Source organism: Crateriforma spongiae, from assembly GCF_012290005.1.
GTDB lineage: Bacteria > Planctomycetota > Planctomycetia > Pirellulales > Pirellulaceae > Crateriforma > Crateriforma spongiae.
Genome location: NZ_JAAXMS010000010.1, coordinates 101,091 through 126,173, shown reverse-complemented (window position 1 = coordinate 126,173; position 25,083 = coordinate 101,091). Strand labels below are relative to the sequence as shown.

The following is a 25,083-nucleotide window of genomic DNA, read 5'->3' as shown; positions in this document are numbered from 1 at the left end:
AGCCACTTCGGGCAACCCTATGGTACGCCTGATCGCAACCACTTGCATTACACCAGGGCCCCTTACGTGGATGTCGTTTTGGTGGCCGGAAGAGTGGTTTTGTGCGAGGGTAGAAAGCAAAATTTCCAAAGGCACCAGATTTTCCAGCAGTCAAAAAGAACTTGCTAACCATGTGGGCAGAGGAAACATATTGGCGATCGGTCGCTCCATTATGGTGGTGTGTGGCCTCTAGGCAGGGGGGGGGGGCTGCCTCACGTCGATGGCCAATTTGGAGGCGTTGATTCTTGCCTTGTAGTCAAACAGTGCGTTCGAGGGTTCCCCAGAGTGCTTCAACGATTTCAAATGGACCGCATCCCAGTTAACTGTGTCCTTGCTCAATAGATTTGGTTTCAGGCTAAGAGGTGCCATTTGCAATCAAGGGATTTCCATCCAACGATCTTATTTTGGTGATGATGATGGCGACGGTTCTATCGTTAATTTGGGGAAACTGGGTCGTGCCCTTTGGTAAACCAGGGGCTTTTTCGTTATTTTGAGGCCCCGGGGCAACTAACTAACGCAAATGCAAACCTCAAAAAAACAACATGAGATCACTTAGCATCTTCAGCCTTGGCATTGCTCTGCTTTCGGTTGCAACCAGCCTTCCTGTTTACGCCGACATCATTGTTTCATACGGGGTATTTCCCTACAGCGATGCTGACAGCGGTGTCCGCGATAGTGTCGCTGGTGCTACCACTCTTACCGGAGTCACAGGCATCGACATGACTCGTGGCGGGGGGCTTCAGTACACACCAACGAATAACGCTTTCAATTCTGACAATTGGGCCACCAATTTGGATGGTGACCCGACGGTGCTAAATCCCAACGGTTACGTTGAGATCGGCTTTGCGCTCGATCCGGGATATTCTGCGACCCTAGATGAATTGATTATTGGAACCAGGTCGTCGACAAGCGGTCCAAGCCAGATTGGGGTTTTCGCGTCAACTGACGGATTTACAACGGCCATTGCGACAATCGATGAGGACAGCAACTTTAGCAACAGCATCATCAGCCTGGCATCCATCGGTACCGTCACCGGAGACTTTCGTCTGCGATTCCTTAACGTTGGAGGAGTCACACCGGCTAGTCCATCGATACCAGGAGAAGAAGACATGGACGAGGATAGTACATGGAGAATCATCAGCCACTTCGACTCTGGAACATTCACCGATCCACAGATAACCGGAGTCGTCGCGGTTCCTGAACCCGCCAGCTTGACCGCTCTGACCTTATGTGGCTTAGCTGGCATGGTTCGTCGCAGGCGACGAGTTTCCTAGGTCGAAGCACTGCACCATTTCATATGGCCATCGCCCGCACCCCGTAGCGAAAGGGGATGGTATCTCCCGATCGACGAACGGATTCCGGCGATCGGGCTGTTCGTGGTGTCGCTGGGGCGCAGGCAGGCCGTTTGCGTCTGAACGAAGGTAAGACTGAGTCCTGCAGTGGCATCCGATAAAGAATCGTGCGGGCCGGAAGAGAATCCGGCGGATTGGGGCTCGTGTGAGCCGTGTCCGACGACGTACTGAAATTCGGGCCGCAGAACTGGGAGAGAAAACAGGCTTCCGGTCGACCAATGGAATCACATCCCCACAACGTGATTCGGCTGCTTGCCCCTGCAGACGATTGATCGACCGGAAGCCGATGAGTGATCGCCGAGTCGTCGACAGGTTTGCCCCACGTCGACGCTGGTCCACTCACCCGAACGCTATCTCATAGACGCAAGGTTGCTCGTTGCTGCCGGCCGGGGGCGACGTTTGAATTGCAATTTGCCGCTGCATGGGCTGCGTTCACTGCTACCAGCTGCAGACGCCACACAATCGCGCCAATCGGAAACGCTGCCGACGCAACCGCTCGTTTCATCGGTATGGTTCAGCCCGAACGATCGTGCCCGTTCCGGCGATCCTTTGACGACGTCTTGATGGGCTGCGCCGAATTGCAAACTAAATTAATTCGTGATCCGGTCGCTGGCTGAACAACAGCGACGCCAAAACGGACCCGGCCAATCCCAGCATCCCCGCCGAAAAGATCGCAAAGGCGAACATCACCGATGGCAGCGCCAGCGTGTCGGGCATTTCTTCCGGTGCCAGCACGGTGATCACGACGCTTAGTGTGTTGTTAGCGAAATGCCCCAGCATCGCCGGATAGATCGACCCGCTTTGGTAGGCCACCCAACCCAAAAACAGGCCGATGGGAAACACCGTGACGACGTGCACCGGATCCATGTGAAAGGCGGCAAACACCAACGACGCAATGATCAGGCCCAGCAGAGCGCCGATCGCCCGGCCGACGGGAAAGGTAATGCGTCGGCCAAACCAGCGTCCCAGTGAATCTGTCAAACGCGTTTGCACGTAGCCACGAAACAAAAGTTCTTCGCAAATGGCCGGCGTCGCACCGATCATCAACGCCAGCGGAATCAGGAAACCATCGGTACCGTGCTGGCGAAAGATGCGCGTCAGTTCTTTCAGATGATCGCTTTCTTCGAAAAATAGCCCGCCGACCAATCCAGATGTCATGCCCACCAACGGAGTCGCCAGCATCGCCGACACCCAAGCCCAATAGGGCCAATTGCCACGCCGCAGCCCCAGTCTGTTTGCAAAGCCGACCGGCGATAACCATGCCGCGATGATGCAGGGAGCGATCAGCGCAAATTGTGGAAGCACAACGACGATGGGAAATCCCAGCCGAGATTCCGTAACGCTGATGGCGGTGTCAGGATCTCGTAATTGATCCAGCGACAATTGGCCGGTCACCAAAAAAATCGCCAGCAGAAACGCCGCCGCGCTGGCAACCATGTAAGTGCCAAGCGAAGCGGCGATCACCAAAAATACGGGCCAGATTCGTCGGGGACGTGGGGCGATCGACGATGATTCACTTGCCGTAGGATTCACCACGTCGGTACCGGAAACGTTGTCCGATGGAGACGGCGATGGCGGGGCGAAGGGTGTCGGTGAAGATGGCGACTGGTGACTGTCCATGCAGAAATGCCGTCAGGTAGACAAGAAATCTGAACGACCACGAGATTGCGAACCCATCATGGTGATCCGGCGGTTGCAGCTTAACGCCCGTGGTTGCAGCTTAGTGTAGGCATCCGGCGAACCGGCGTCACAATTCCTCGTGACGCCCAGCGACCGAAAAAAAGCCGGCATGATGCCTGTTGGAATCGGGTGCCGAATCAGATTGCTACAGCAGACCGTCGGTTTCGTTCAGCCCAAACATCACGTTCATGTTTTGGATCGCCGCACCACTGGCACCTTTGGTCAAGTTGTCGATGGCGCAAACGGCAATCCAGCGGTCGCCGGCTTGTCGCAACGTCATTTGGACATGATTTGTTCCGCTGACGTGCTTGGTGGCCGGCAAATGGTCGACCACGTGAACGAACGGTGACGAATCGTATTGCTGTTTCCAGGCCTGCATACCGTCGTCGATGGATCCGCCGGTGGGACGCAAGTAGATCGTCGACAAAATGCCACGGTCCATCGGTGTCAGGTGTGGCGTGAATGTGACTTCGATGTCTTTCCCGCTGATTCGATGAACCAAATCCTTGATTTCAGGCTGATGCCGGTGGGAACCTACCGCGTATGCCGCAATCGATTCGTTGGTTTCGCAATACAGCGTCGCAAGTTTGGGCGACCGACCGGCGCCGCTGACCCCTGACTTGCTATCGACGATGACATCTGACGGATCCACAAGGCCGGCCTTGATCAACGGCACCAAAGGCAAAATAGCCGACGTCGGATAGCAACCAGGGTTTGCGACCACATCGGCTGACCGAATGTCATCGGCAAAGAACTCAGGCATGCCATATGCCGTCACGCCGATCCGCTCGGGCCACGGGTGCTGCACGTCGTACCATTTTTGATAGACCTCGACGCTGGAGAGCCGAAAGTCGGCGCTGAAGTCGACGACTCGCAATCCCACATCGATCAACTGGCGAACCGTTTCGGCACTTGCACCGTGCGGCAGACAGCACATCACGACATCACAGGACGCCTTCATTTTGTCCGGGTCGAACGTTTCGATCATCACGTCGCTGCGACCAGCGGTCGATGGGTGCACCGCGTGGATCGGCTTGCCCGCATCCCCACGGCTGGTTGCGGCGGTCAAATTCGCGCTGGGATGACGGTCCAGCAAGCGGACCAATTCCGCCGCGGTGTATCCGGTCACGCCGACGATTCCGACACGTACGTTCATGAATTTGCTTTCGGTCAAATTGTTGCTGCGGCAAAGCCGAGGAGATCAAAACCCGATCTGTTCGGACTCTCGTTCGCTCTCGGTGCGTTCATACATATCAATGATCAACTGTTTGTCACAGTCACGTTGCTGGACTTTTCGTCGGGCGAACATTCGTTGTTGGGTGCTGATCATCACGTCCGCCGGCAAGAGCGACGTCTGCCCGAACAGTCGAGCGTAGTTCACATAGCTGGGGACGTTCGCGGTGATGAAGCCGTACATCATGCTGCACACACCGATAACTTTGCCGGTAAAGATGCCGGTGTTGATCGCCGTTTTGGAATAGTCACCCATGACGCATCCCAGGAACTGCATTCCGGTGGCGACTTTGGTATCGCCATACTCGATGTTGATCTTTCCGTAAGTATTTTTCAGGTCGCTGTTGCAAGTGCCGGCGCCAAGGTTGATCCAGCTGCCCAGGTAACTGTGTCCCAGGAAACCATGATGCTGTTTGTTGGTGTAAGGTTCGATGATCGATGCTTCGACCTCGCCGCCGATTTTAACCGTGTGCCCCAGAGACACACCGTCCTTGATGGCGGAGTGTTCCAGCATTCGAGTGTTGGCACCCACATACACTGGGCCTTCCAAAAAACAGAACGGGCCAATCTGGACTCCCTCTTCCAACACAATGGGACCGTCGTCGACGTGGATCGATTCATAATCGCCGATCTTTACGCCGGGACGTACGAAGACACCGTCTTGACGTTGTTCATAGTCGCCCGTGTCGATGCGAAATTGCATCGCCGACGGCATTTCCGCCATGTGGGTTTCGATCACATCGTGCGGCCAGTAGAACGCGGCGATGGCGTCGGTCACCGTGGTCTCGGTGATTGCGGGTAACTGTCCAGCCGTCTGCAGAAGCGCGTCGACCAATGGCGTCGTCGGAGCCCGCTTTTCGATCGCCTGTAATTCCTTCGGTCCGATCACCGCCGCCAACACCGCTTGATCACGTTCGTCCACGATCACGCCGTCGGATTGCCGTTTGGCCAATTTCCGCAGTGCGTCCAGCGCCGCAACGGTGGGAGCCAATCGTGCGTTGACCAGCATCACACTTTGACCGCCCTGGCCCACTTGGGATGGTGCTTCGATTTGGTGATCCAATTGCTGCAACGTCAACAAGTAATCACGCACCATCGCCTGAACACTTTGGGCATGCCCCTCGTCGACCAAACGTTTCAGCCAATCGATCAACCGGTGGCTGGCACACGTGACCGCGTAGGCGGGCCGAGCGTGAGTGATCGGGGCCAAGCGGTCCACGTGTCGGTCTTCGAAACAGATGATTTGCATGAATCAGTCGTGCGGAAGAAAAGGTCGCTGATAGTGGGATTATCGGGGCTGCGCAGTTTAAACCATGGACCATTTTCGTCGATCGGTCGCGTTGGTCGGTTTGCCGGTACGGGGGGCCACGGCCGTAATTAGTCTGCGACCGATGGTTTTGGCCGTTTTGTCGCCGTGCGGGCGAGACGAAAGGGTCGGTTTTTTGGCTGACACACCGTGTGGGGCGACCGCGTGCGTTTGGATTGGCGAGTTCTTTCGTTCTTTGCAATTCTGGCGTCGGCCAATTCGATGCCGTTGTTCGCCGATGCCGGTTCGCATCAGCGGATGGAGTTGAATCGCGCCGAATCGATTCCCAGTGATCCAAGATTGATCGCGCTGGCATCGGATTCGTACCTGAGTCGAAATCGGGCGTCGACGGATCTGTTGGACGTTTTGCGGCAATTGCCGGATGGATCGTCGCATCAGATGCAACTACTGCGTCAGGTCCGCCGTGCCACCACCAGTCGCGATCTGCAATTGCGATTTTCTGCCGCTCGAGTTTTGATGCGGTACCAAGATCGACAATGGCAACAACGTATCGGTGCTTTGGATCGGTCGCCACACGCTTCAGCCGTGCCGATTCGTCTTCCTGGATGGCCGGTCTATGTCCGGCTGGTGGGTGACACGTGCCAGACACGCGATCGATTCGCCAAAATGGTCCGCCATTGTCGTTCGCTGTTTCGCGCATTCGACGATCGCGGCGTTTGTGCTCCGGTGCAGATGGATGATCCTTGGTCAAGCGTGCTCCGCGAACTCTCGTTCACGACGAATGATGGGAATGTGGATCCAGTTCACCAGCGATGCCGAACACTCAGTGTATTGGTTCTCGATTTGTATGTGCAAAACCACAACCGCGTGGCCCAAAGCCAGACGCCGGGATCAATAACGGCGGTTCAGCCCATCGCGGCAAGACGCATCGCGACATCGGCGATGATTGATCGTCTTTCACGCTGTGCCACATCGCCTTGGCATCATGGTGTCGAAGTCGCCGAGGATTCGGATACGATCTTTGTCACCGTGGCCGACCATTGGTTGCGCAGCTTGCCGACATCGGAAGTCGACGATCGGCATTTGCGCGCCATGGCGGCCTACTGTGATCCATCGTGGACTCGACAGATCGCACATTGCCGGCTGAAAGATCCGATTTCATCGCCGATCACTCGTGCGGCGGCGGTTGCGATCCTTGCGAGGGCTTCGGATCAGGATCAATCGTCTTGGGATTGGGTCAAAGGTATTGCGGCTTCCGATCATCGTCCCGTTCACCAGGGCTACCAATTTGCCGACGTATCGAAGCCTTGCCAGACGCTAGTCAGTGATGTGGCTTGGGCGTTCGAGATCAGACGCCAGGGCGAAGATCCACGTGACCACGGCTTTCAGTTTTGTCGTGCGGATCCGACTTGGGGATTGGACCTCCAGTCATTGGGGTTTTCGTCACCGGTTGATCGCCATCATGCGAGACAGCGATCGGAAAGGCGGTTGAAGCCGAGTCGTTGACCAGCGGCCTGCGGGAAAGCGTTTTCTGAAAGAGGCATTCGGCTGCGTGGCAGGCATGCTGGTGCTGGGGCGCCGGGTGGATTGCCGTTGCTGATGAAGGCCGGGTTTTGCTAGTCCCCGATGCTTGGCATCTCAAAATGTCATCGGTACGGCCGCATCCCTGGACATCGACGCGATCGCGTGAAACACGCCGCACCCCAGCAGCCATTTGTCTATCGTGCCGCCGGCGCAACAGCGACGGCCTCGCCGGATGCTGCGCGTCGATCAGGGCGGTCGGTTGAATCCGGGGAAGGCTTGGTCCGCGATGCCCAACGCGAGATCTCGGATATCGTCCGCGAGGTGGCTGCGGCGGCGACCGCCCAGATGCCTGAATCAAGGTATTGGGCTTTTCTGGCCGACCGCATCCTGAGGGCGATGGCGGCCGAGGGAGTCACCGTTTGGCGAAAAGCATCGGCGACGGAGTTTGATGTTTGTCACCGGTTGGGCAATGTTGATTTTCAAGACTGGTCCAATGCGTCCCGGCAATCGCATCAGTGCATGTTGCACGAAATTGCTGCCGGTGCCGGTCCCGCGGTGGTGCCGTCCACGCCCGGTGCGACTGACCCCGAACAGCCCGCCAATCCGTCGCCCCACTCTGTCGCCGTGGTCGCGATCGACACCGACATGGGCGAATCTTCAGGCTCCGATCCCACCTACCTGATCGAAGTCCATTTGGAATCCGGCGGGGGCACCGTCACGCAACGAGGCTATCTGCGGTTCGTAGCCCAGATGGCCGACTTGGCCGGTGAATTCATGCGTCGCCAACTGATCCGGCGACTTCGCGACGATGCTAAGTTGTCCGATTGGATCGACCAACAATTCGATCGATGGAGCCGATTGTCGGACCCACGCAGCGTCATCGAATCGTTGGCCGATTCGGTCGCCGAAGGTTTCGATCTTGATCGTGTCGCCGTGGTGCGACGTGAAAGGCCACGCGAAGTGATCGCCGTCAGTCACGTCGACCAAGTCGATCGACACAGCGAAGCGGTCCGTTGGATTTTGCAGCAATCGCTTCAGACACCGGTCGACGACAACGGATGCTATTTCGATCTTGATCGCGACGTCGGTGATGGTGACGGCGAAGATGAAAGCTTGGTGTTGGATTGTCTGGTTCGTGTGGGGACGGCCAGTGATCTGGCTCTGATCGGGCTGAGAAAAGACAACCACTCCGGTTGTGCCGAAGAACATCGTGACCATCTGATCCGGCTTTGCCGAATGGCGGGCATCGCCATCGACATCAAAACAAAGGCGACAAAACGTTCGTTGCTGGGGCGTTGGCTTGCGCCCTCCGGTGCAATGAACGGTTCCTGGTATCAGCGTTACCGACGCCAGTGGATGACCGGGATGGGGATATTGACCGCAATCGTTGTGGCAGCGATGCCTGTCCCAAATATCGTGACGTCACCGGCGGTGTTGCGACCACAGCAGTGGCAAAGCGTCTGTTCGCCCCGAAACGCGGTGGTGGACGCAATCTATGTGCGGCACAACGATCGCGTCGAAGTCGGTGATCCATTGCTGACGCTGAAAGATGAAACGTTGGAACAGCAGATCAAACAGCTGCGTTCGGAACGTTTGCGGCTGGAGGCCGAATTGGCCGTGGAGACGGAGAATCTGATTCACCCGTCCGCCGACCGGTCTGCGGCGCGTTCACAAGCCAATTCGCGTCGTCGTGTCACCGAGTTGCGAATCGATGGGATCGACGCCCAGTTGGAGCACCTGCGAAGCGTTGAAGCTTCACTTCACGTGACCGCAAAACAGTCCGGAATCGTTGATGCTTGGCGGTTGCGGCAACGTTTAATTGATCGACCAGTGCGATTCGGCGAACCGTTGTTGAAAGTGGTGCGGTTGGACACTGCTTGGAATGCCGAAGCGGAAGTCGATCAGCGTCGCATGGGCGATCTGATGTGCTCGGGTGACGCGGGTGAGTTGTCCGTGGCCGTTTCCCCCGTCGCTCAACCCGATGTCCGCTGGGATGCCACCGTGAAATCGATCGGACCGGCCGTCGAATCAGAATCCGGTTCGGCGACCTTGGTGCAATTGGCTTTGCCCGACCACCTATCGATAACGGAGGACGCCACCGCGGCGGCTTCGCAGGGGGCCTTGGCTTCGGTTGCGTCGCCGGCACGTACGGACGCGGTTGGCAATGCGATGGCAAGCGAGAATCCCGTCGCTACGATTCCTCACGAGGGGATGCCGGTGCGAGTTCGTTTCCACTGTGGGACTTCACCGCTGGCATACGTGTTGTTCCGTGACGCCATTGATTCGGTGCGATCGTTCTGGGGGCTTCACTTTGGCAAACCCACGAAGACGGAGGCATCGACATGATTCGCCTCGCAGTGAATGTTCGTCCCGCTTCGCTTCCGATCACTTCGGCTTGCTTCTGGATGCTGTTTGCTTCAGTCGTTGTCGCCGACCAAGGGAAAGGTGGTCGCGTCAATCGTATCGAAGTCCAAGCCAGCCAGTGTGTTGTCCGCTACGGCGCCGAAGTTGATCTACCCGCTTTGTCCGACGGCGTGGTGACTCAATGGGCAGTCGGACGCAATCAGGTGGTGGTCAAGAACCAAGTCATCGTTAATCTCACCAATGACCGACTGAACCGCCGGCGGCAGACTGCGATCGAGCGATTACGTTTGGCTAGGACGCAAGCCGAAGACACGACGACGCTCGATCATGCGGAAGCCGCGTTGGCGGATGCGAACGAGGAACTGCGACGTTATCGAAGTCGGTTCGGCGAACCGGATTCGCTTGGCAATCCCACCTTCCGAGCGTTGACGCTAGCCGTGTCCCAGGCCCAGCGCCAGTACGACCAGGCCTTGGCCGAACACGCCGAGGCGGAGCAACGGTGTCGCGTTCGCGAAAGTGAATTGGCGGCGATCGAAACGGACTGTCAGGCCTTGCAGTTAAGATCGCCCATCGACGGGATCTTGGTCGATGTCTATCGGGACAGCGGCGAATGGGTCGAACGCGGCCAAGCGATTGCCAAGATTGTCAGTCCGGAACATCTGACCATCGATGCACTGATTGCCCAGCAGGTCGCCGGACGTGCACATTGCCAGGGATGCCCTGTATCGATTCGGTGGGACGTACCGAATGACGAGGGGAATCCACAGACACGGCGATTGGATGGCATCGTTAAATCGGTGGATCCCCAGTGGTTGCCCGGTGGGTACCGCCGCATTCACGTCGACGTCGCCAATCAATTGGTCGGCAACGAGCACGATGGCATCGCTGATTGGATACTGTACCCGGGACAAGACATTCGCATGACGGTGGCGGTCATGTCACCGACGATCCATCGTTCCAAGGGGGATCCCTACCGAACGATGTCAAATGCACCGATCCCCTTCACGGGACAACCGGCGATTCGCCCCGGCACGATGCCTTCGCGAGCCAGCTTGCAGGCGGAGATTCGCCTGAGCCGAAATCGGCGACGCTCGGAGATTTTGCGATGAGTTCGTCTCCGTGCTCGGTCGGCGATTCGGTGGCGTCACCGCGGTTGCGAACCGACTTGCATGTGTTGCATAAGGGCACCGAGTCTCGGTTCCGAACCGTCTATTGCGACATTAGCAAGACGTTTGCCCAGACGACCCGACGATTGTGGGATCGGCTTCAATCGGGAAACGCTGATCCGGAACATTGGGAACAAGCAGCGCGAGTTGGGTGGACGCGGCAACGTCTCGGGACTGCTCGCCGTCTGCCTTCGCCCTTGGCGGTCGAAGTTCCTTTGTTCGGCGCTTCCTCGATCGCCGCCAAGCTTTCGGGCTGGACCGGTTGGCTGTTTGCAACATCCGCGGTCAAGTGTTGGGTCGTGTTGTCCGTTGTCGCTTGCGTCTTGATGCTATTGCAGTTCCAGGTGTTTGCATCGGAGCTGGCCGTTCTGCCAGAACGCTTGGGACAGTTGCCGGTTGCGGTGCCATTCTTGTTGCTGTGCGTTACCAAGATCGGCCACGAACTAGGGCACGCAATTGTGTGTCATCGCGTGGGGGCGACGCCGGGAAAAATTGGGGTCTTTTTCTTTTGCGGAATGCCATGTCCCTATTGTGATGTGACGGATGTTTGGCGTCAGGCGTCTCGATGGCAGCGCGCTGCTGTGATGTTGGCGGGAATTTACGTTGAATGGATCATCGCAACGTTGTCGGTCATCGTCTGGTCGGTGGCTGACGATCCCTCCGTTCGATTGGTTTGTGTGAATCTGATTGTCTTGTGTGGCATCAGCACGCTGATGTTCAACGGCAATCCGCTGATGCGATTCGACGGATACCACGTGTTGGCCGATTGGGTGCACAGTGTGAACCTTCGCTATGAAGCGGCGCAGTGCAGCCGCCAATGGATCCTGGTGCGGTTGGCCGGACGACACTCGGCGACTTTGCCGGCGACCTCGCGCCGCAGGTTTGGGATGCTGGTTTACCATGTCGCTTCCACGGCGTATCGATTCACGGTTTTGGTCAGCATCGCAGGCTTCGTCGCATGGTTGTTCGATGCGGCGGGCGCCGGTGGATTAGGGACGCTCGTCATCACGCTGGCACTGATCGTTTGGATGACACGGATGGCAACACGGTGGTGGACCGTTGCGTCTGGTCAATCGGATTGGGGGCAAGTCGAAACGCCGCGACGATTGATCTTCGCGATTTCGATTCTGGGGTTGCTTTTGATTGCCTTGTTGATGCCGCTGCCTCGGTATCGATACGCCACCGGATATCTGGATTCCGGATCCGCGACGGCGGTCTATCTTCCTGATTCCAGCGTGCTGGAAAGCGTTTCGGTTGGCTTTGGTGATGTGGTCGATGGAAACACGGTGCTGGCCGAAGTCGATTCGAGTGAGCAGCGTTTGGAATGGATTCGTGCGTCATCCGAAGTCGCGATTGCCCAACAGCAATTGTCCGATGCCAGGAATTTGACAGGCAATCACCAACGCCAGCATGAACATTGGATTCGTGCTCAATCATTGGTCAAATCCGCCGTCGCGAAAAGTCAATCCGCGGAAGAATCATTATCGCGTACTCGATTAGTCGCACCCCATGCAGGACTGGTTTTGCCACCGCTGGCACGTTGGGACCGTACCCAGTCTTGGTCGGCCGATCGGACTCGTGTGTCAGCGATCGGGTTGTCCCAAGGTGTGGGACAGCGAGTTGCACCGGAGTCAGGCTGGTGCCGTGTGGCGCGCGACGGATCGATGGTTGCAATTCTACAAATTGACGCCGAAGATCGAGACGAGATCTTTCGCGGTGTTGATGTCAGTTTGACCGTCGCGACGCGTCCAGGCCATGTCTGGCATTCCGTTGTCGAATCGGTGTCGGTCAGTGATGAAGCCGCTGAGCCGTCGCCTTGGCAGCAGGCAAGCTATCAAGTCAGCTGTCCGCTTTTAAGTGCTGAGTCGGCCGACGCAGAACCGCTGCATGTGTTGGCCGACATGGGTGGTGAATGTCACGCGGTTTTTCATCTGAAATCGCGTAGCCTGCTCGGGCATCTCAAAGAGGCTTGGTTACGATGGATCCAATCGTCATAGACCTTCCCCTCTTTGTGCACCGAGACCAAACGCATGTCGCGTGACGATACAGACGATTCCAACACCACAGATGTCCGGCATGGCAACCGCGACGGTGATGATCACAGCGCGAAACGACCGAACGCCGACGAACGATATCCGGCCACCGTCGTTCCACATCCGCATCCCGCCGCGATCGATGAAGATGAATTGCTGCGGCAGTGCGACCGAAGGGCACAGCGTCGCAGCGGTCCGGGCGGTCAACATCGAAACAAGACCAGCACTGGCATCTTCTGGACGCATCGTCCGACCGGGCATATCGGTGAAGCCACGGAACGACGAAGCCAAGTCGACAATCAACGCGAAGCGTTTCAAAGATTGCGGATGAAATTGGCGATTGCGGTCCGTACTGACCCACGCTCGGTCGACGGTCCGCGGGCTCAGGACTCGGTTGCGCGACGCTGGCGCGATCAGTACGCGGGGTCACCGCTGCGAATCGCTTCATCCAATGCGAACCTGGCGGCGGTAATTGCGGTTTTGTTGGATGATCTTTGGGATGCGGGCGGGCAGCCCAGCCTTGTGGCCGATGATTGGAACGTGTCGACCAGTGCAATCGTCCGTTTGTTGCGTGGCCAACCTGCCGCGTTGCAATTGGTCAACCAGATTCGCCAGCACCACGGTCGAAAACCGCTGCGTTGATTGAACGCAGGTGATGGTGCCAACGTCGGTTCCGTTTGTCAGCCTAGCCCGATCAGCCTTGACCGGTCAGCAACGCGTTCAACGTTTCTCGAAACTGTTGCGGCCGTTGATCGGGACGCAGGCGGGCCAGCCATTGGGATTGTCGCGAATTGATCGCCAGCGGCTGATCAATCGAAGGAAACTCGGGGACCAATTTGCCGACGATCTGCAGACAAAGTTCATCCAAACCCTGGCCGGTGGTCGCGGAAACCCACAGCACCGAGTCTTTGTGGTCTGACGTCATCAAATCGTTTAGGTCATCGTTGTTCAGATCGATCTTGTTGACGAGCCGAATGATCGAAGGTTCGTTCGACGTCGTTGACCGGGGCGGAAGAAACGAGTCGACATTCCAAGCGTCTCCAAAGTCAGAACCAGACTTGGCCGACTTCCAATTCGGAAGGTCCGTGACTTCGATCAGCAAATCGGCTTCGGCCAGCACCTTTTGTGCATGCTGGATGCCCGACATTTCGATCCGATCATCCGTGCTGATGACGTTCGATTTGTTTTCAACCAAGTGACGAAGCCCGGCAGTGTCGGCCAGCCGAATCGGCAAACCGTCCAGCGTGGTCGATGTCCAAAGGACGTCGCGAGTCGTGCCGGGCTGGTCGTAGGTGATGCTTCGTTGGTAGCCGACAATCGCATTGACCAAGCTGCTTTTGCCGACGTTGGCCGGTCCGCAGAGAACCACTCGAAATGGATCTCGCAGGCGAGTCGACCATCTGGCATGACGCAGAATTTGGTCCGCTTGCTGTGCCAGAGACACGACCGCCGCCTGAGAATCCGATTCCAGTTGATCCAATGCATCGATCGTCCATCGGGCCAGTCCCGCGCGAACTTGGGTGGCGGCGTATCCCGCAGTCCGTCTTGTTGTGCAGTGAATCAGGCAATCGGTGGCTTCACGGATCAGCAAGTTCGCACCGGTTTCGCCGGATGACTGGGACTCGCTGCATTGGACTCCTGATTCGGACAGGTCGTCCATGATTCGACCCACCGCCGCGATCCCACCGTGACAATGGACTTCGAACTGGTCATCCGAAATCGGGGTGATCACGACGTCTTCGCCGCTGTCACTGCGGCCACCATGCCATTGGCCGAATCGAATTTGACCGGTTCGCCAAGCCGTATTGGAAGCGGCCTTGAAATTGGTCTCGATGGCCGACACGGCGTCGGGACCATGGACCTGGACCACCGCGACCGCCGAACGTCCCTGACCGGTCAGGCGTCGGGCGACGGTGGACACGGCCGGTGATGGTTTGGGGGCGGGCAATTCCGGTATCACGTCAAAAAAGGCTTCGGCGATCAGCCACCACAACTGTGGCCATGGGATGCGTCGATCGAATGCTTGATCGATCCGAAACCACTGTTGCGATTGGAAACCGTTTTGGCAACCGACGGTGCCCCATCACCGAGCGGTAGATTGACCTGATGATGTTGGTGGATTGCGTCGTCGATCTTCGCCGGGCGACATCGGTTCTTCGCTTTCCCACATGCCCCATCGCGACACCATACGACACCATTCGCGACACAGACGTTCCGCGACGAACAGGCTGTCGGCGGCAAAGCTGGGAATCCGACGTAACCATTCACAGGCAATGCGAACGGATCGTTGCGCTCCGACAATCACGTTGGTCTGCCAACGATCTGAAACCAGCCAAGGCCCACCGGATAGAATGTAAGCAAGTGGATCGACGGGCAGGCATACCGGAACGTTCAAAGCATTGTGGTGTGCGGCGATCCAGTGCAACGCGTCCGGTCGCGGCAGTGCCACCAACAGAACGTCGGGGCTGTGCTGCTGAAGTTGCTGTTCAACGGATCGTCCTTTGGATTCACAGTGTGGCCGAGTGTTCACCCCAGGCAGTCGTGATCTCAAGCGGTTCGAAGGCGCGGACGCTTCCAGGTGAATACGGTTTACATTTGCGCCGGTTTCGCGAAGTTTCTGAATCATGTTTTCAGTGGATTCGTCGTCGCGTCCCAGCACCGAGATTCGCCAACCGCAGTCGGTCGAGTGACGGGCGATCGCGTCCGCAAGCTTGGTGTCGCAGACTCTTTCGGGCATCGGTGTTCCGGCCAGGCGACTGCGCCAGTTGCCGATGCGGCTGCTGATGACGCAGAACGCGGCGCGATCCAGTGCATTGGCCGTCTGGGGGTCCTCGTGCCGGCGTCGCAAATCGGCCAGTTTGACTGGAATCACCGTCTGTCCCGCTCGTTGATGGACCATCACCGCAATTCGATGCAGCGTTTCACCGATCGTCAATTTGGCGATCGACGTGCCCGACATCCGGATCGTTTCCAAATCGGGTTGCTGAACTGCGGGACCGTACGCACCGGTGTTCTGTGAAATAGCGGGGCGGCCGGGTGCCGATTCCGTCCCATCGGTGGCGGGCGGTAGGATGGTGACATCGGGCACGGACTGTGAACCGGGCAGAATCGTCGGTGCAGACATCGGGCGAAGCTTCAGGTCGGGATGAAACGTCAAGGTGGTCAACCAAAACTTAGGACGCTTCCGCCGTGCGGCTTCCATGATGAACACTTGTGTTGTCAGGGGACGCGGGCTTGGTGTGACGATTGCCCCGTTGATAGCGATCATGACGGCAGCGTATCCTCCCGTGCCCGCAGCCGCGTGACCCTTTTGTCATCGCGATGCCAAAGAAATCATGGCGGAACACCGCTAACATGATGTCGCTTCCTATGGCTTCGTTGGCATCGGATCAACCAGCGGCCTTCTTATGAAACCTTCGTTCGCAGGATTAACGTGACACGCCAGATCGTCATCACTTTGGAAGGACTCTCCGTCGATGCGATCGGTTGCTATGGTTCCGCATTCAATCAAACGCCGACGATCGATGCGATGGCGTCGGACGGATTTGTGTGGGACAGGTTGGTCTGTCACGACGATCGGCCGGACGTTGTTCTGGCGACCTTGGTTTCCAGTCGCCACGGAGGATTGCTGATTGATGATGGCACGATGCCGTCGGTGGGCCGGGCTTTCGATTCGGTTCAAACGATGCCAATCGATTCCGCCGACAAATCGGTGGCCAATCGCGTGGAAGACACTCATTTTTCACGGTTGGTCCAGAGCTTGGACGAAGCCGTGAATGCGGACAGCCCGGCAGAGCGTATCTGGTTGCACAGTGGATTTTTGGCGCGGCACTGGGACGCGCCACGGGATCTGTTTCCCGTCGACGAAAGCTGGGACGACTGGGGCGATGACGATCAAGAATTCCTGGACACCGAACCACCAGGAACCGCGTCCGGCGGGGTGCCACAGTCGGAAACGGATGGCGAAGGTGCTTGTCCGCCAATCTTCGAAGGCGTGGAACCTCCGGTGCATCCAGTTGTTGCCAATGACCCGGTGGATCTGATCATGGCTTGGATGCGTACCTATGGGTGCCAAGTGCGATTGATCGATCAGTTGCTAGATCGATGTGTCGATTTGGCCGATCAGATCGATGCGACCTTGATTTTGATGGGGACCAGTGGATTCAATCTCGGGCAAAACGGTTGGATCGGGCACGGTTGCGGGCCATTGCGAAGTGCCCAAATTCAGGTGCCGTTGATCGTCCGAACGCCACAGGGGATTCATCACGATGTCGGGATGCGGTGGCCCAAGTTGACCGGGTCCCAGGACGTTGCCGCGACGGTTATTGCGGAAGACTTGGTGGATCGTCTGCCATTTACGGCCGAACAGTGGGCCGCCGATTCGGATGACACGTTTGATCCAATGCTGGTCACGCAAACAGAAACCGCAGATCGCTGCGTCAATACCGGCGGATGGTTCTATGTTCGCGATCGTGATCAAAGCGAACACTTGTATTTGAAACCCGATGACCGTCACGATCACAACGACGTCGGCCGCTTGGCGCCCGACGCCTTGGATCGTTTATCGACGGATGGTTAAACGCAGATTTCAGCGTTTGTATCCGTCGTTTTTATGACTCGGATCAGCCGGCCAATCGGCTCATCTTGCCACTTTCTTCGGCCAACAGGTAATAGAAAGTGACGCGACATTTGGCTCGATCGCCTTTCATACGCTCACAAACCGCCTGGATCGCCTTGTCGGCTTCGGCGTCGTCCAAATCGAGCGTCTTACGGCAATAGCCGTCCTTGATGGATTCCAGTTCGCCATCGTCGGTCGCTGCGACGATGGCCGAATCGCGGTTGTCCAATGCGATACTGAGATGATTGACCAACGCGGCCACTGCATCTTCGTTGGGCGATTCGACATACTCTTTGACGTTTTTCAAATAGTCGCTCATGGATTCAATCCCAGTGCGTTAGGCGGTAAGAATTGCCAGTGAATAGTGAACGGTGGACAGGACTATAGCGTGTTCACCGTTGACCGACCAACACCCGCATCGATGACGATGCAATGGCGTGGCATCAACGGGCCAGACGGAAGCCGAAGAATTCAATGGCGACACGGCTAGCCGATACGGCAAACCGGTTGGCCAAGTCTGCGAAATCGTCATAACCCGCGTCAACGAAAAGATTGCCGCGATCCTGCGCCGTCAACAAGATCTCGATTGCCGAGTCTGTGTCGCGCGGGGCGAGAGTGCGACCTAGCTTTCGGCATGAGCTGGCTGGTCATTCTATTCGTTCTCGCGTCTTTGCCGTGGCTGTTGGTGGTCGCGCCGCGTACCGAACCGGTACGCTTTGCCGCCATCATTTTGGCCATCGGGACCGTTTTCGGACCCAACTTTTTCAGCATCAATGGCCCCGTTCAGCTGAGTTTGGATCGAATCCTGTTGGCCGGCCTGGTCATGCTGATGGCGATCCGTGTGTTGCGATTCGGCGATCGAATCGAATCGCTGTCACGGCTGGACGTCGTCGTGGTCTTGTTCGCCGTTTGGTCGCTGGCCAACTGTGCCGTCTATGGTTTGACCAAAGGTGACCCACCTGCGATCGCCAGGTGGTTGTTCACCGTTGCGGTGCCCGTCGTTATCTATTTCAGCGTTCGCATTCGCCCGACCGCCGGCGACAGTCACGTAAGGCGAAACGATTCAGAAAGTCGTGGCGACAACTTCCAGCGCAGCGTCCAGTGGGCCATCACGATTTTGATCACGCTGTGCGTCTATCTGGCGTTGACCAGCGTTTTCGAACAGCGCGGTTGGCGTGCACTGGTGTTTCCGCGATTCATCAATGATCCGGAGCATTGGGAGTTCTTTGGCCGTGGTCGCGGACCGTTGTTGAACCCGATCGGCAACGGCATGGTGATCACGCTGGGGCTATGTGCATGCATCGTTCGTTTCTTTTCCAGTGGACGTGTCGGAAAGATCGGATATGGAACATTGGCGGCGATCACGCTGGCCGGTGCCATTTGCACGATGACCCGCAGCGTTTGGATGGGCGCATTTTTGGCCGGCGGGCTGTTGTGCTTTTCCCGCGTGCCGATGCGGTTGCGGATCGTAACGATCGTCGCTGGTGCCATTTTGATCGGTGCCATGTTTGCCGGCTTGAAAGACCATCTGTTGGCATTCAAACGCGACGAATCATTGTCGGCGGCCCAAACCAAGGAAAGTGTGGAATTGCGACCGCTGTTGGCGTTGGTCGCCTATGAAATGTTCAAGGACCGTCCGATCACCGGACACGGGTTTGGTCAGTACCGCCAAAAAGCCAAGCCCTATCACACCATTCGCAATTACGACATGCCGCTGGAAAAGGTCCGGCCGTATGTGCAACACAACCTGTTTCTGTCCTACCTGACCGACCTGGGGTTGGTCGGTCTGTCTCTGCACCTGTTTGTCCTCGTCGGCATCTTCTGTTTGGCGTGGGGGCTGAAGTCGACTGGCAAGGACGATACTGCCACGCATGCGGTGGGCATGCTGATGGTCGGTTGGCTGGCAGCCTATTTCGTCAATGGAATGTTCCATGACCTTTCGATCATCACGACGATGACATCGTACTTGATGTTTCTGGTTGGATTGACCGTCACAAGTCATCAGGTGCAAGCGGTGGGAACCGCAGGGGCATCCGCTGGTGTCGATCGCCGTGCCGCCCGCAGTGTGGTTGAAGGCAAGGTCGCCGGCCCGACTGTGGGGCTGGCATGAAAGCCCTCGATTTCGCCACGCCCACGTCGAATCGCCCCTTGATGGATTCCTGCCCTCGCCTTCATGGACGTTGTCTTTTTGCCACTGGATTCGCACCATGAAAGTCTTGGTAACCGTCGGGACCGAACAGTTCCAGTTTGATCGATTGATGAAAGCCGTCGAACGGTTGGCGGCGGGTCAGGCCGAAAACCAGTTTGTCGTGCAGTATGGATCCAGCCAGTATGTGCCTGTTGGATCCAACGTCGAAGCATTCACGCTGTTGCCGGAAACTCGATATCGTGATGTCGTTCGCAACAGTGATGTGATCATGACCCATGCCGGCGACGGCAGTTTGGCAATGGCCAATCAACTGGAAAAGCCTTATCTGTTGGTCCCACGGCGTGCCAAGCTTTCGGAACACGTCGACGACCATCAATTGGAACTGGCGGATCTGGCCGGAAAAAATCAAGTGCCGACGGCTGTCTCACCCGATGTGGATTGGTTGTGTGACGAACTGGAAGGTTTCACTCGGCAACCGAGATTTCAGCCGTTTTATATCGACAAATCTCGCCCATGCGACCGTTTGCGTGAATTGACCCTGGGACGCCGCGGGAAAGTCATGTTGGTGACTTCGGGCGGCGGACACATGGACACGATGAAAGCGATTCGTCCGTTCTGGGATGAATTCGAATCACGCTGTTGGGTCACGTTGAACGATACCGATGTCGGAGACGATTCGGCGGCGACGGTTTATCGAGGTGTCGGGCCCACCAACCGCAGTCTTGTCAAACTGTGCAAAAACTACGCGTGTGCCAGACGCTGGATCGATCGTGAACGTCCAGATGTCGTACTTTCGACCGGGGCAGCGATTGCCGTCGCGGTGATGCGGGCCGCCAAGGATGTGCATCCGGCCACACAAACGATCTTCGTGGAAGCGCCGACGCGTGTCGCCGATCTGTCATTGAGTGCAAAATTGGCGATCTGGATGCGGTGCTTGGATGCGGGAACCTGCTTTCATGAACCGATCGCCCAGCAATACGGCCACTTTCACCTGGTTTAGCGGTTGGATTGCTGGGACGCGTCGTGCTGTGGATTTTCGTACCACACCACTCCCAAGGCGAATCGTTCTTCGCACGTAAGTATGTCTTGATCGCCGTCACCGTCGATGTCCACGCATTCGATGCGATCAAACTTCGCGCCTTGTGCGGTCCCCAGCCGGGACCAAGACGTGTGCTGGGGATCCGAGATCCAGATTCCGATGGCTGGCGTCGGATCGGCATCGTCCAGCGTGTTGGCCGTCATGACCAAGCGTCCGTCATTCAGCCTTGCGATTGCTTTTCCATGTGGCACGCCGGCCGGGTTGGGAAACGGCCGACTGTGCCAGGTCCCATCGTCGTTTCGGTCGATACGCAACCAAACACCGTCTCGGGTCGCAACGAACAATTGATTGGGATCGGCTTGCAGGAACATCACTTCGTGATCGCTCTGGTGCAAGATATGGTCATTCCAAGGTGAGTCACCTGAAAGATCGTCGGGTTGTTCCAGCCAGCCGACCCCGCGTAGTGGTCCTTTGCGGTCGCTGTAGACGATGTCGTCATCGCCGTCCTGATCCATATCGACACATCGCAATGACATGATCCATCCCGCGTCTCTTAATCGCTGCGGCGTCCATTGTTCGATCGTTTCAGGCGTCCCGACGGTGGGACGCAATAGCGTGATTGACGCGTTGCGTCCCTTGGATCCAAAGACAACCGCTTGTCGACCGTCATGCAACTGAATGCCATGACCGAACATCCATTGTTCTGACGCCAGTGAAGACAGCGTTTGGCTTCGCCACCGTTTTGTCGCGTCTTGATTGGGATTCCGAACATCGATGGTTTCCGACGTGTTTCCGTTTGGTCGATGAAGCATGACTTTCCGTGTTTTGCCCTCGTGACAACTGATCACTTCCAACTGCCGATCGCCATCGACGTCGATCGGAAATGCGTCCTCGACCGAATCGCCGTGGCCGATCGTCAATGCCGGCCATGGCTGTGTCGCGGGGCCGGAACCCGGATGCAAGTACAGACGAACCACCCCGGATTCTTCCCATCCCGTCACGATGTCGGTTCGGCCGTCATGGTTGAAGTCGCCCAAGCGGACTCCGTCGGCGCCGACCAATGAATTGTCGATGGTGTGCCGTTGCCATGATGCGGTGGGATCCGATGACCTGATTTCAGGCGACGGCGGATCAGCCGATGAATCGCCATTCCATGCGGTCATCATTGATGCCACCAAGCAAAGGGCTGGCAGGATGCGGCGCGAAAATCCAATCAAGGATACAGAAGGCATGGATACGATTGCTGAAAGGTCGAAGGGTGAAGTCACGGCGTTGCCTCGGGACAGATCGAGTGATCGAGGCGCATTCTATCCGGTGTCCAAAGACGTCGTTCGGGATGCTCCGTTGATCGTGGGGGCGCAAAGGTGTAGCGGGCTCGCGGCGGATCAGTCGTTGCTGGATCACGACCGGGATGGACGGTATTACGCGGTCGTTTCGAAGCGTCCGATGCGTGGGCCTACGGTGGACATGGATCTGCGGGGGCGTTTGGCGGCCATCGACCGGGGGCATGGTGAGACAGGTTTGCAGTACGTCACGATTTGGCGACTCCGTCGGTGACGCCGCGTGATCCGTCTCCCCAAATTTAGACCGATTCGGCTAATCTATGGCCGAAATCCCACCGCCGAGGTGTGGACGCGATTTATGGACAACGGGAATCGGCACCGTGCACATTGCCACAACGATTGGAATGTTACTGGCTGCCAGTCTGCTGGCCGGTTTGGTGGGCGAATGGTTGCGGCTGCCCAAGGTAACGGCATATTTGATTGCCGGATTGTTGCTGGGGCCCAGTGTTTTCGACTTGGTTCCGCACGATCACCACGAGTTCTTGGAACCGCTGACGAAGCTGGCGATGGCGCTGGTGCTGTTTCATCTGGGGGCTCAATTCCCGATGGAGCAAATGCGGCGGTTGGCGGCCAAGGCGATTCCGCTGTCACTGGGGGAGATTTTTTTGACGGTGGCCTTAGTCACCGCTGGATTGATCCTGTTGGACGTCAGTGGTTCGAAAGCTTTGCTTTTGGGAACGTTGGCAGTGGCGACTGCCCCGGCGACGACGATGTTGGTGCTTCGCGAAACGGGAGCGGCCGGTCCGGTGACGACGATGACTGGTACTTTGGTCACGTTGAACAATATCGCCGCGGTGGTGTTGTTCGAATTGGTTTGGCTGGGGATCCAGCTGGCCGGCGGCGAATCCGATGTTCAGCCGGTCCAGGTGCTGGCAACGCTGGGGATCGATCTGTTCGGATCAGCGTTTTTGGGTTTCCTGGGTGGATTGGTGGTCAGTTACTCATGTGAATTGCTCAGCCCTGGTCGCTGGTTGGTTTTGTTGATCGGCGTGAGCGGATTGTTGCTGGGCATCAGCGAATCGTTGGACTTGCCCTACATGTTGACCTTCCTCGTGCTGGGCGTGGTGGTGGTCAATTCATCCGGCGCGGCGGAGAAAATCATCGGCCAGTTTGATTCGATTGGCGGTTTGTTGACGGTCGTCTTCTTTTCCGTCCATGGATCGGAAATGAACTTGCAATTGCTTTGGCAGGTCGGAACGGTCGGTGTTGCTTATGTGGTCTTGCGATGTGTCGGTAAAGTCCTGGGCGTGTATTTCACCGCTCCCTATGCATCGGTGTCACGTGAGGTCCAAGTGTGGCTGGGGCCGGCATTGCTGGCTCAGGCGGGCGCGGCCATTTCGCTTGCGACCACGGCCAAAACACGCGACCCGGAAATGGGCGGCGACGTTCAAGCAATCATTCTGGGAACGGTGATCTTCTTCGAAATCATCGGACCGTTGTTGACGCGACGATCGGTATTGCAAAGTGGCGAAATGCCCATCGCCAATTCGATTCACCATACGTTCGGCACCCCGATGTCAGCGCTTCGCAATGTTTGGACACGATTGTCGGGATCGGCGGGGCTGACGGGGCGTGAACCCCAGACGGACCGAATGAACGTGGAACAGGTGATGCGTCGCAGTGTCGACGGAATCGCGGAAAGTGCTGATTTCAATGAAGTTTTGCACTTCGTCGAAAATTCGCACGACAATACGTTTCCCGTGTTGGATGACCGGAGAGCGGTGGTGGGTTTGATCCGATTTGATTTATTGAACCAAGCTTGCTTCGATCCGCACGAAGATCATTTGTTGCTGGCCAGCGATTTGGCCACACCGCCCGAAGTGCTGTTGCGTCCCAGCCAACCGGTGCGCGACGCCGTCGAACTGTTTCGACAGACGACCGATGACTGTGTGCCGGTGGTCAGCGATGATTCACCTCATGTTTTGATCGGGACGCTGCGTCGTGGCGACCTGACGAATCTGCTGATTCGCGATCGCAACCAAAAGAATCGCCAACAATCCAAGAGCGACCAGAATGGCGACCATTAGCGGAGCGACGAGATCGACCGAGCGTATTGAAACGCTTGATTTGATCCGCGGATTCGCATTGCTGGGCATCTTGGTGATGAACGTTCAGTCGTTCGCCATGCCGTCGGCCGCCTATTTGAACCCGACGGCGTACGGTGATTTGACGTCTTGGAATTACGTCGTCTGGTATTTGGGGGCGTTGTTGGCCGACACCAAGTTCATGAGTTTGTTTTCAACGCTGTTTGGTGCCGGAATCGCGTTGATGGCCCAGCGGGCAAAACGGGACGGCCGACCGGCAACCGCCCTGCACTATCGACGCATGGCGGGCCTGTTTGTCATTGGCATGGTGCACGCCTATGTGTTCTGGATCGGCGATATCTTGGTGCCCTATGCGATTTGCGGGTGCCTGATCTATCCGTTGATCGGGCTTCGATGTCGATATTTGTTGGCGCTTGCCCTTGGCTTGCTTCTGGTTCGGATTGCGATCGACTTGTTGTTCGGCTGGTCGATGTCGTACTGGGATGAAGCGGCAGCGGCGCAGGTGGCTGCCGAATGGCGTCCGGATGCCCAGATGCTGTCGCGAGAATTGGCGGCATACCGTGGCGGTTGGTTGGATCAATCGCAGTACCGTGTTCCGGGAGCTCTTTCGATGCAGTTGTTTGTGTTCCCCGTCATTCTTTCTTGGCGGATTGCGTCGATGATGCTGATCGGTGTCGCCCTGATGAAAATGGGCGTTTTGTCCGGTCGCCGCAGCATCTTCTTTTATCAAACGATGACTGTCATCGGATTGGCGATCGGGTTGCCCGTGGTCGCGTGGGGCATCTGGCAACATGAACAGCACCAGTGGGACCTCGGGTACAGCTTCTTCTTTGGCCAGATTCCCAATTTTGTCGGCAGCCTGTTCGTCGCAGCCGGCTACATCGGCGGGCTGGAATGGATCCGCCGGACCCGAGTTGGCCCGACGTTGGCGGACTGGTTGGTACCGGTTGGCAAGACAGCTCTGACGAATTACCTGATGCAAACGCTGATCTGCACCACCCTGTTCTATGGACACATGATGGGGTGGCTGGCAATGGAGGGCTGGTTCGGTTCCGTATCTCGGGTGCAACAAGCGGTCGTGGTCATGGCCATCTGGACGTTTCAATTGATCGCGTCGCGATGGTGGGTTTCGCGTTTCCGTTTCGGGCCCATGGAATTCGTTTGGCGATGGATGACCTATGCCGGACGTCCCCGGCAATCATCGGCGGTAAGTCCGCTGAACTGAATCGGC

Annotated in this window: 18 protein-coding genes; 11 read left to right on the top strand and 7 right to left on the bottom strand. The window is 57.2% G+C overall.

Annotation, left to right across the window (positions count from 1 at the left end; translation table 11 throughout):
* Positions 1 to 581: 581 nt before the first annotated feature.
* Complete coding sequence (locus tag HFP54_RS22550; protein ID WP_168566885.1) at positions 582 to 1,313, top strand: PEP-CTERM sorting domain-containing protein; 732 nt, start codon at positions 582 to 584, stop codon at positions 1,311 to 1,313.
* A gap of 663 nt (positions 1,314 to 1,976) precedes the next feature.
* Here HFP54_RS22550 and HFP54_RS26265 read toward each other — a convergent pair.
* From HFP54_RS26265 to HFP54_RS22535, 3 genes are all read right to left on the bottom strand, one after another.
* The gene (locus tag HFP54_RS26265; protein ID WP_168566884.1) at positions 1,977 to 2,924 is read right to left on the bottom strand and encodes a CPBP family glutamic-type intramembrane protease; all 948 of its coding nucleotides are present in this window, start codon (positions 2,922 to 2,924) and stop codon (positions 1,977 to 1,979) included.
* Between the two features lie 292 nt (positions 2,925 to 3,216).
* Positions 3,217 to 4,227, bottom strand: coding sequence for an N-acetyl-gamma-glutamyl-phosphate reductase (gene argC / locus HFP54_RS22540; RefSeq protein ID WP_146412941.1), 1,011 nt, complete (start codon positions 4,225 to 4,227; stop codon positions 3,217 to 3,219).
* 45 nt (positions 4,228 to 4,272) lie between these two features.
* Positions 4,273 to 5,553, bottom strand: coding sequence for a putative sugar nucleotidyl transferase (locus HFP54_RS22535; protein WP_146412942.1), 1,281 nt, complete (start codon positions 5,551 to 5,553; stop codon positions 4,273 to 4,275).
* Positions 5,554 to 5,760: 207 nt separating this feature from the next.
* Between HFP54_RS22535 and HFP54_RS22530 the strand changes: the two genes are divergently transcribed.
* The 5 genes from HFP54_RS22530 to HFP54_RS22510 all read left to right on the top strand — a co-directional run bounded on the left by HFP54_RS22530 (position 5,761) and on the right by HFP54_RS22510 (position 13,300).
* Positions 5,761 to 7,077 carry a hypothetical protein gene (locus tag HFP54_RS22530; protein WP_168566883.1) on the top strand — a complete coding sequence of 439 codons (1,317 nt, stop codon included), beginning with the start codon at positions 5,761 to 5,763 and terminating at the stop codon, positions 7,075 to 7,077.
* A 180-nt stretch (positions 7,078 to 7,257) separates the two neighbouring features.
* Positions 7,258 to 9,441: an efflux RND transporter periplasmic adaptor subunit gene (locus HFP54_RS26260; protein ID WP_168566882.1), complete on the top strand. Its 2,184-nt coding sequence runs from the start codon at positions 7,258 to 7,260 to the stop codon at positions 9,439 to 9,441.
* The gene (locus HFP54_RS22520; protein ID WP_168566881.1) at positions 9,438 to 10,568 is read left to right on the top strand and encodes an HlyD family secretion protein; all 1,131 of its coding nucleotides are present in this window, start codon (positions 9,438 to 9,440) and stop codon (positions 10,566 to 10,568) included. The genes HFP54_RS26260 and HFP54_RS22520 overlap by 4 nt, the downstream gene beginning before the upstream one ends.
* Positions 10,565 to 12,622, top strand: coding sequence for a hypothetical protein (locus HFP54_RS22515; protein ID WP_168566880.1), 2,058 nt, complete (start codon positions 10,565 to 10,567; stop codon positions 12,620 to 12,622). Before HFP54_RS22520 ends, HFP54_RS22515 begins: the two co-directional genes overlap by 4 nt.
* A gap of 33 nt (positions 12,623 to 12,655) precedes the next feature.
* Positions 12,656 to 13,300: a peptide chain release factor family protein gene (locus HFP54_RS22510; RefSeq protein ID WP_168566879.1), complete on the top strand. Its 645-nt coding sequence runs from the start codon at positions 12,656 to 12,658 to the stop codon at positions 13,298 to 13,300.
* A gap of 52 nt (positions 13,301 to 13,352) precedes the next feature.
* Here the strand turns inward: HFP54_RS22510 and HFP54_RS22505 are convergent, their stop codons facing one another.
* A complete protein-coding gene (locus tag HFP54_RS22505) occupies positions 13,353 to 14,651 on the bottom strand; it encodes a GTPase (protein ID WP_168566878.1) in 1,299 nt (432 codons plus the stop codon).
* 90 nt (positions 14,652 to 14,741) lie between these two features.
* A complete protein-coding gene (locus HFP54_RS22500) occupies positions 14,742 to 15,926 on the bottom strand; it encodes a WecB/TagA/CpsF family glycosyltransferase (protein WP_168566877.1) in 1,185 nt (394 codons plus the stop codon).
* A 165-nt stretch (positions 15,927 to 16,091) separates the two neighbouring features.
* Between HFP54_RS22500 and HFP54_RS22495 the strand changes: the two genes are divergently transcribed.
* On the top strand, positions 16,092 to 17,237 hold the full coding sequence (locus HFP54_RS22495) for an alkaline phosphatase family protein (protein ID WP_168566876.1): 1,146 nt from the start codon (positions 16,092 to 16,094) through the stop codon (positions 17,235 to 17,237).
* A gap of 43 nt (positions 17,238 to 17,280) precedes the next feature.
* Here the strand turns inward: HFP54_RS22495 and HFP54_RS22490 are convergent, their stop codons facing one another.
* Positions 17,281 to 17,595: a DUF2853 family protein gene (locus HFP54_RS22490; protein ID WP_146412951.1), complete on the bottom strand. Its 315-nt coding sequence runs from the start codon at positions 17,593 to 17,595 to the stop codon at positions 17,281 to 17,283.
* A gap of 315 nt (positions 17,596 to 17,910) precedes the next feature.
* On the opposite strand from HFP54_RS22490, the gene HFP54_RS22485 reads away from it, so the two are divergent.
* Together HFP54_RS22485 and HFP54_RS22480 are read left to right on the top strand one after the other, a co-directional pair.
* Positions 17,911 to 19,386, top strand: coding sequence for an O-antigen ligase family protein (locus tag HFP54_RS22485; RefSeq protein ID WP_168566875.1), 1,476 nt, complete (start codon positions 17,911 to 17,913; stop codon positions 19,384 to 19,386).
* Between the two features lie 97 nt (positions 19,387 to 19,483).
* On the top strand, positions 19,484 to 20,425 hold the full coding sequence (locus tag HFP54_RS22480; protein ID WP_168566874.1) for a glycosyltransferase: 942 nt from the start codon (positions 19,484 to 19,486) through the stop codon (positions 20,423 to 20,425).
* On the opposite strand, the gene HFP54_RS22475 is transcribed toward HFP54_RS22480, so the two are convergent.
* Complete coding sequence (locus HFP54_RS22475; protein ID WP_168566873.1) at positions 20,422 to 21,696, bottom strand: FG-GAP repeat domain-containing protein; 1,275 nt, start codon at positions 21,694 to 21,696, stop codon at positions 20,422 to 20,424. The genes HFP54_RS22480 and HFP54_RS22475 overlap by 4 nt on opposite strands.
* A 455-nt stretch (positions 21,697 to 22,151) precedes the next feature.
* Here HFP54_RS22475 and HFP54_RS22470 point away from each other — a divergent pair, with 455 nt between their 5' ends.
* Both HFP54_RS22470 and HFP54_RS22465 read left to right on the top strand, forming a co-directional pair.
* Positions 22,152 to 23,834 carry a cation:proton antiporter domain-containing protein gene (locus tag HFP54_RS22470; RefSeq protein ID WP_235952227.1) on the top strand — a complete coding sequence of 561 codons (1,683 nt, stop codon included), beginning with the start codon at positions 22,152 to 22,154 and terminating at the stop codon, positions 23,832 to 23,834.
* Positions 23,821 to 25,077 (top strand): DUF418 domain-containing protein, encoded by a 1,257-nt coding sequence (locus HFP54_RS22465; protein WP_168566871.1) that lies wholly within the window; start codon positions 23,821 to 23,823, stop codon positions 25,075 to 25,077. Before HFP54_RS22470 ends, HFP54_RS22465 begins: the two co-directional genes overlap by 14 nt.
* The last annotated feature ends 6 nt before the right edge of the window (positions 25,078 to 25,083 follow it).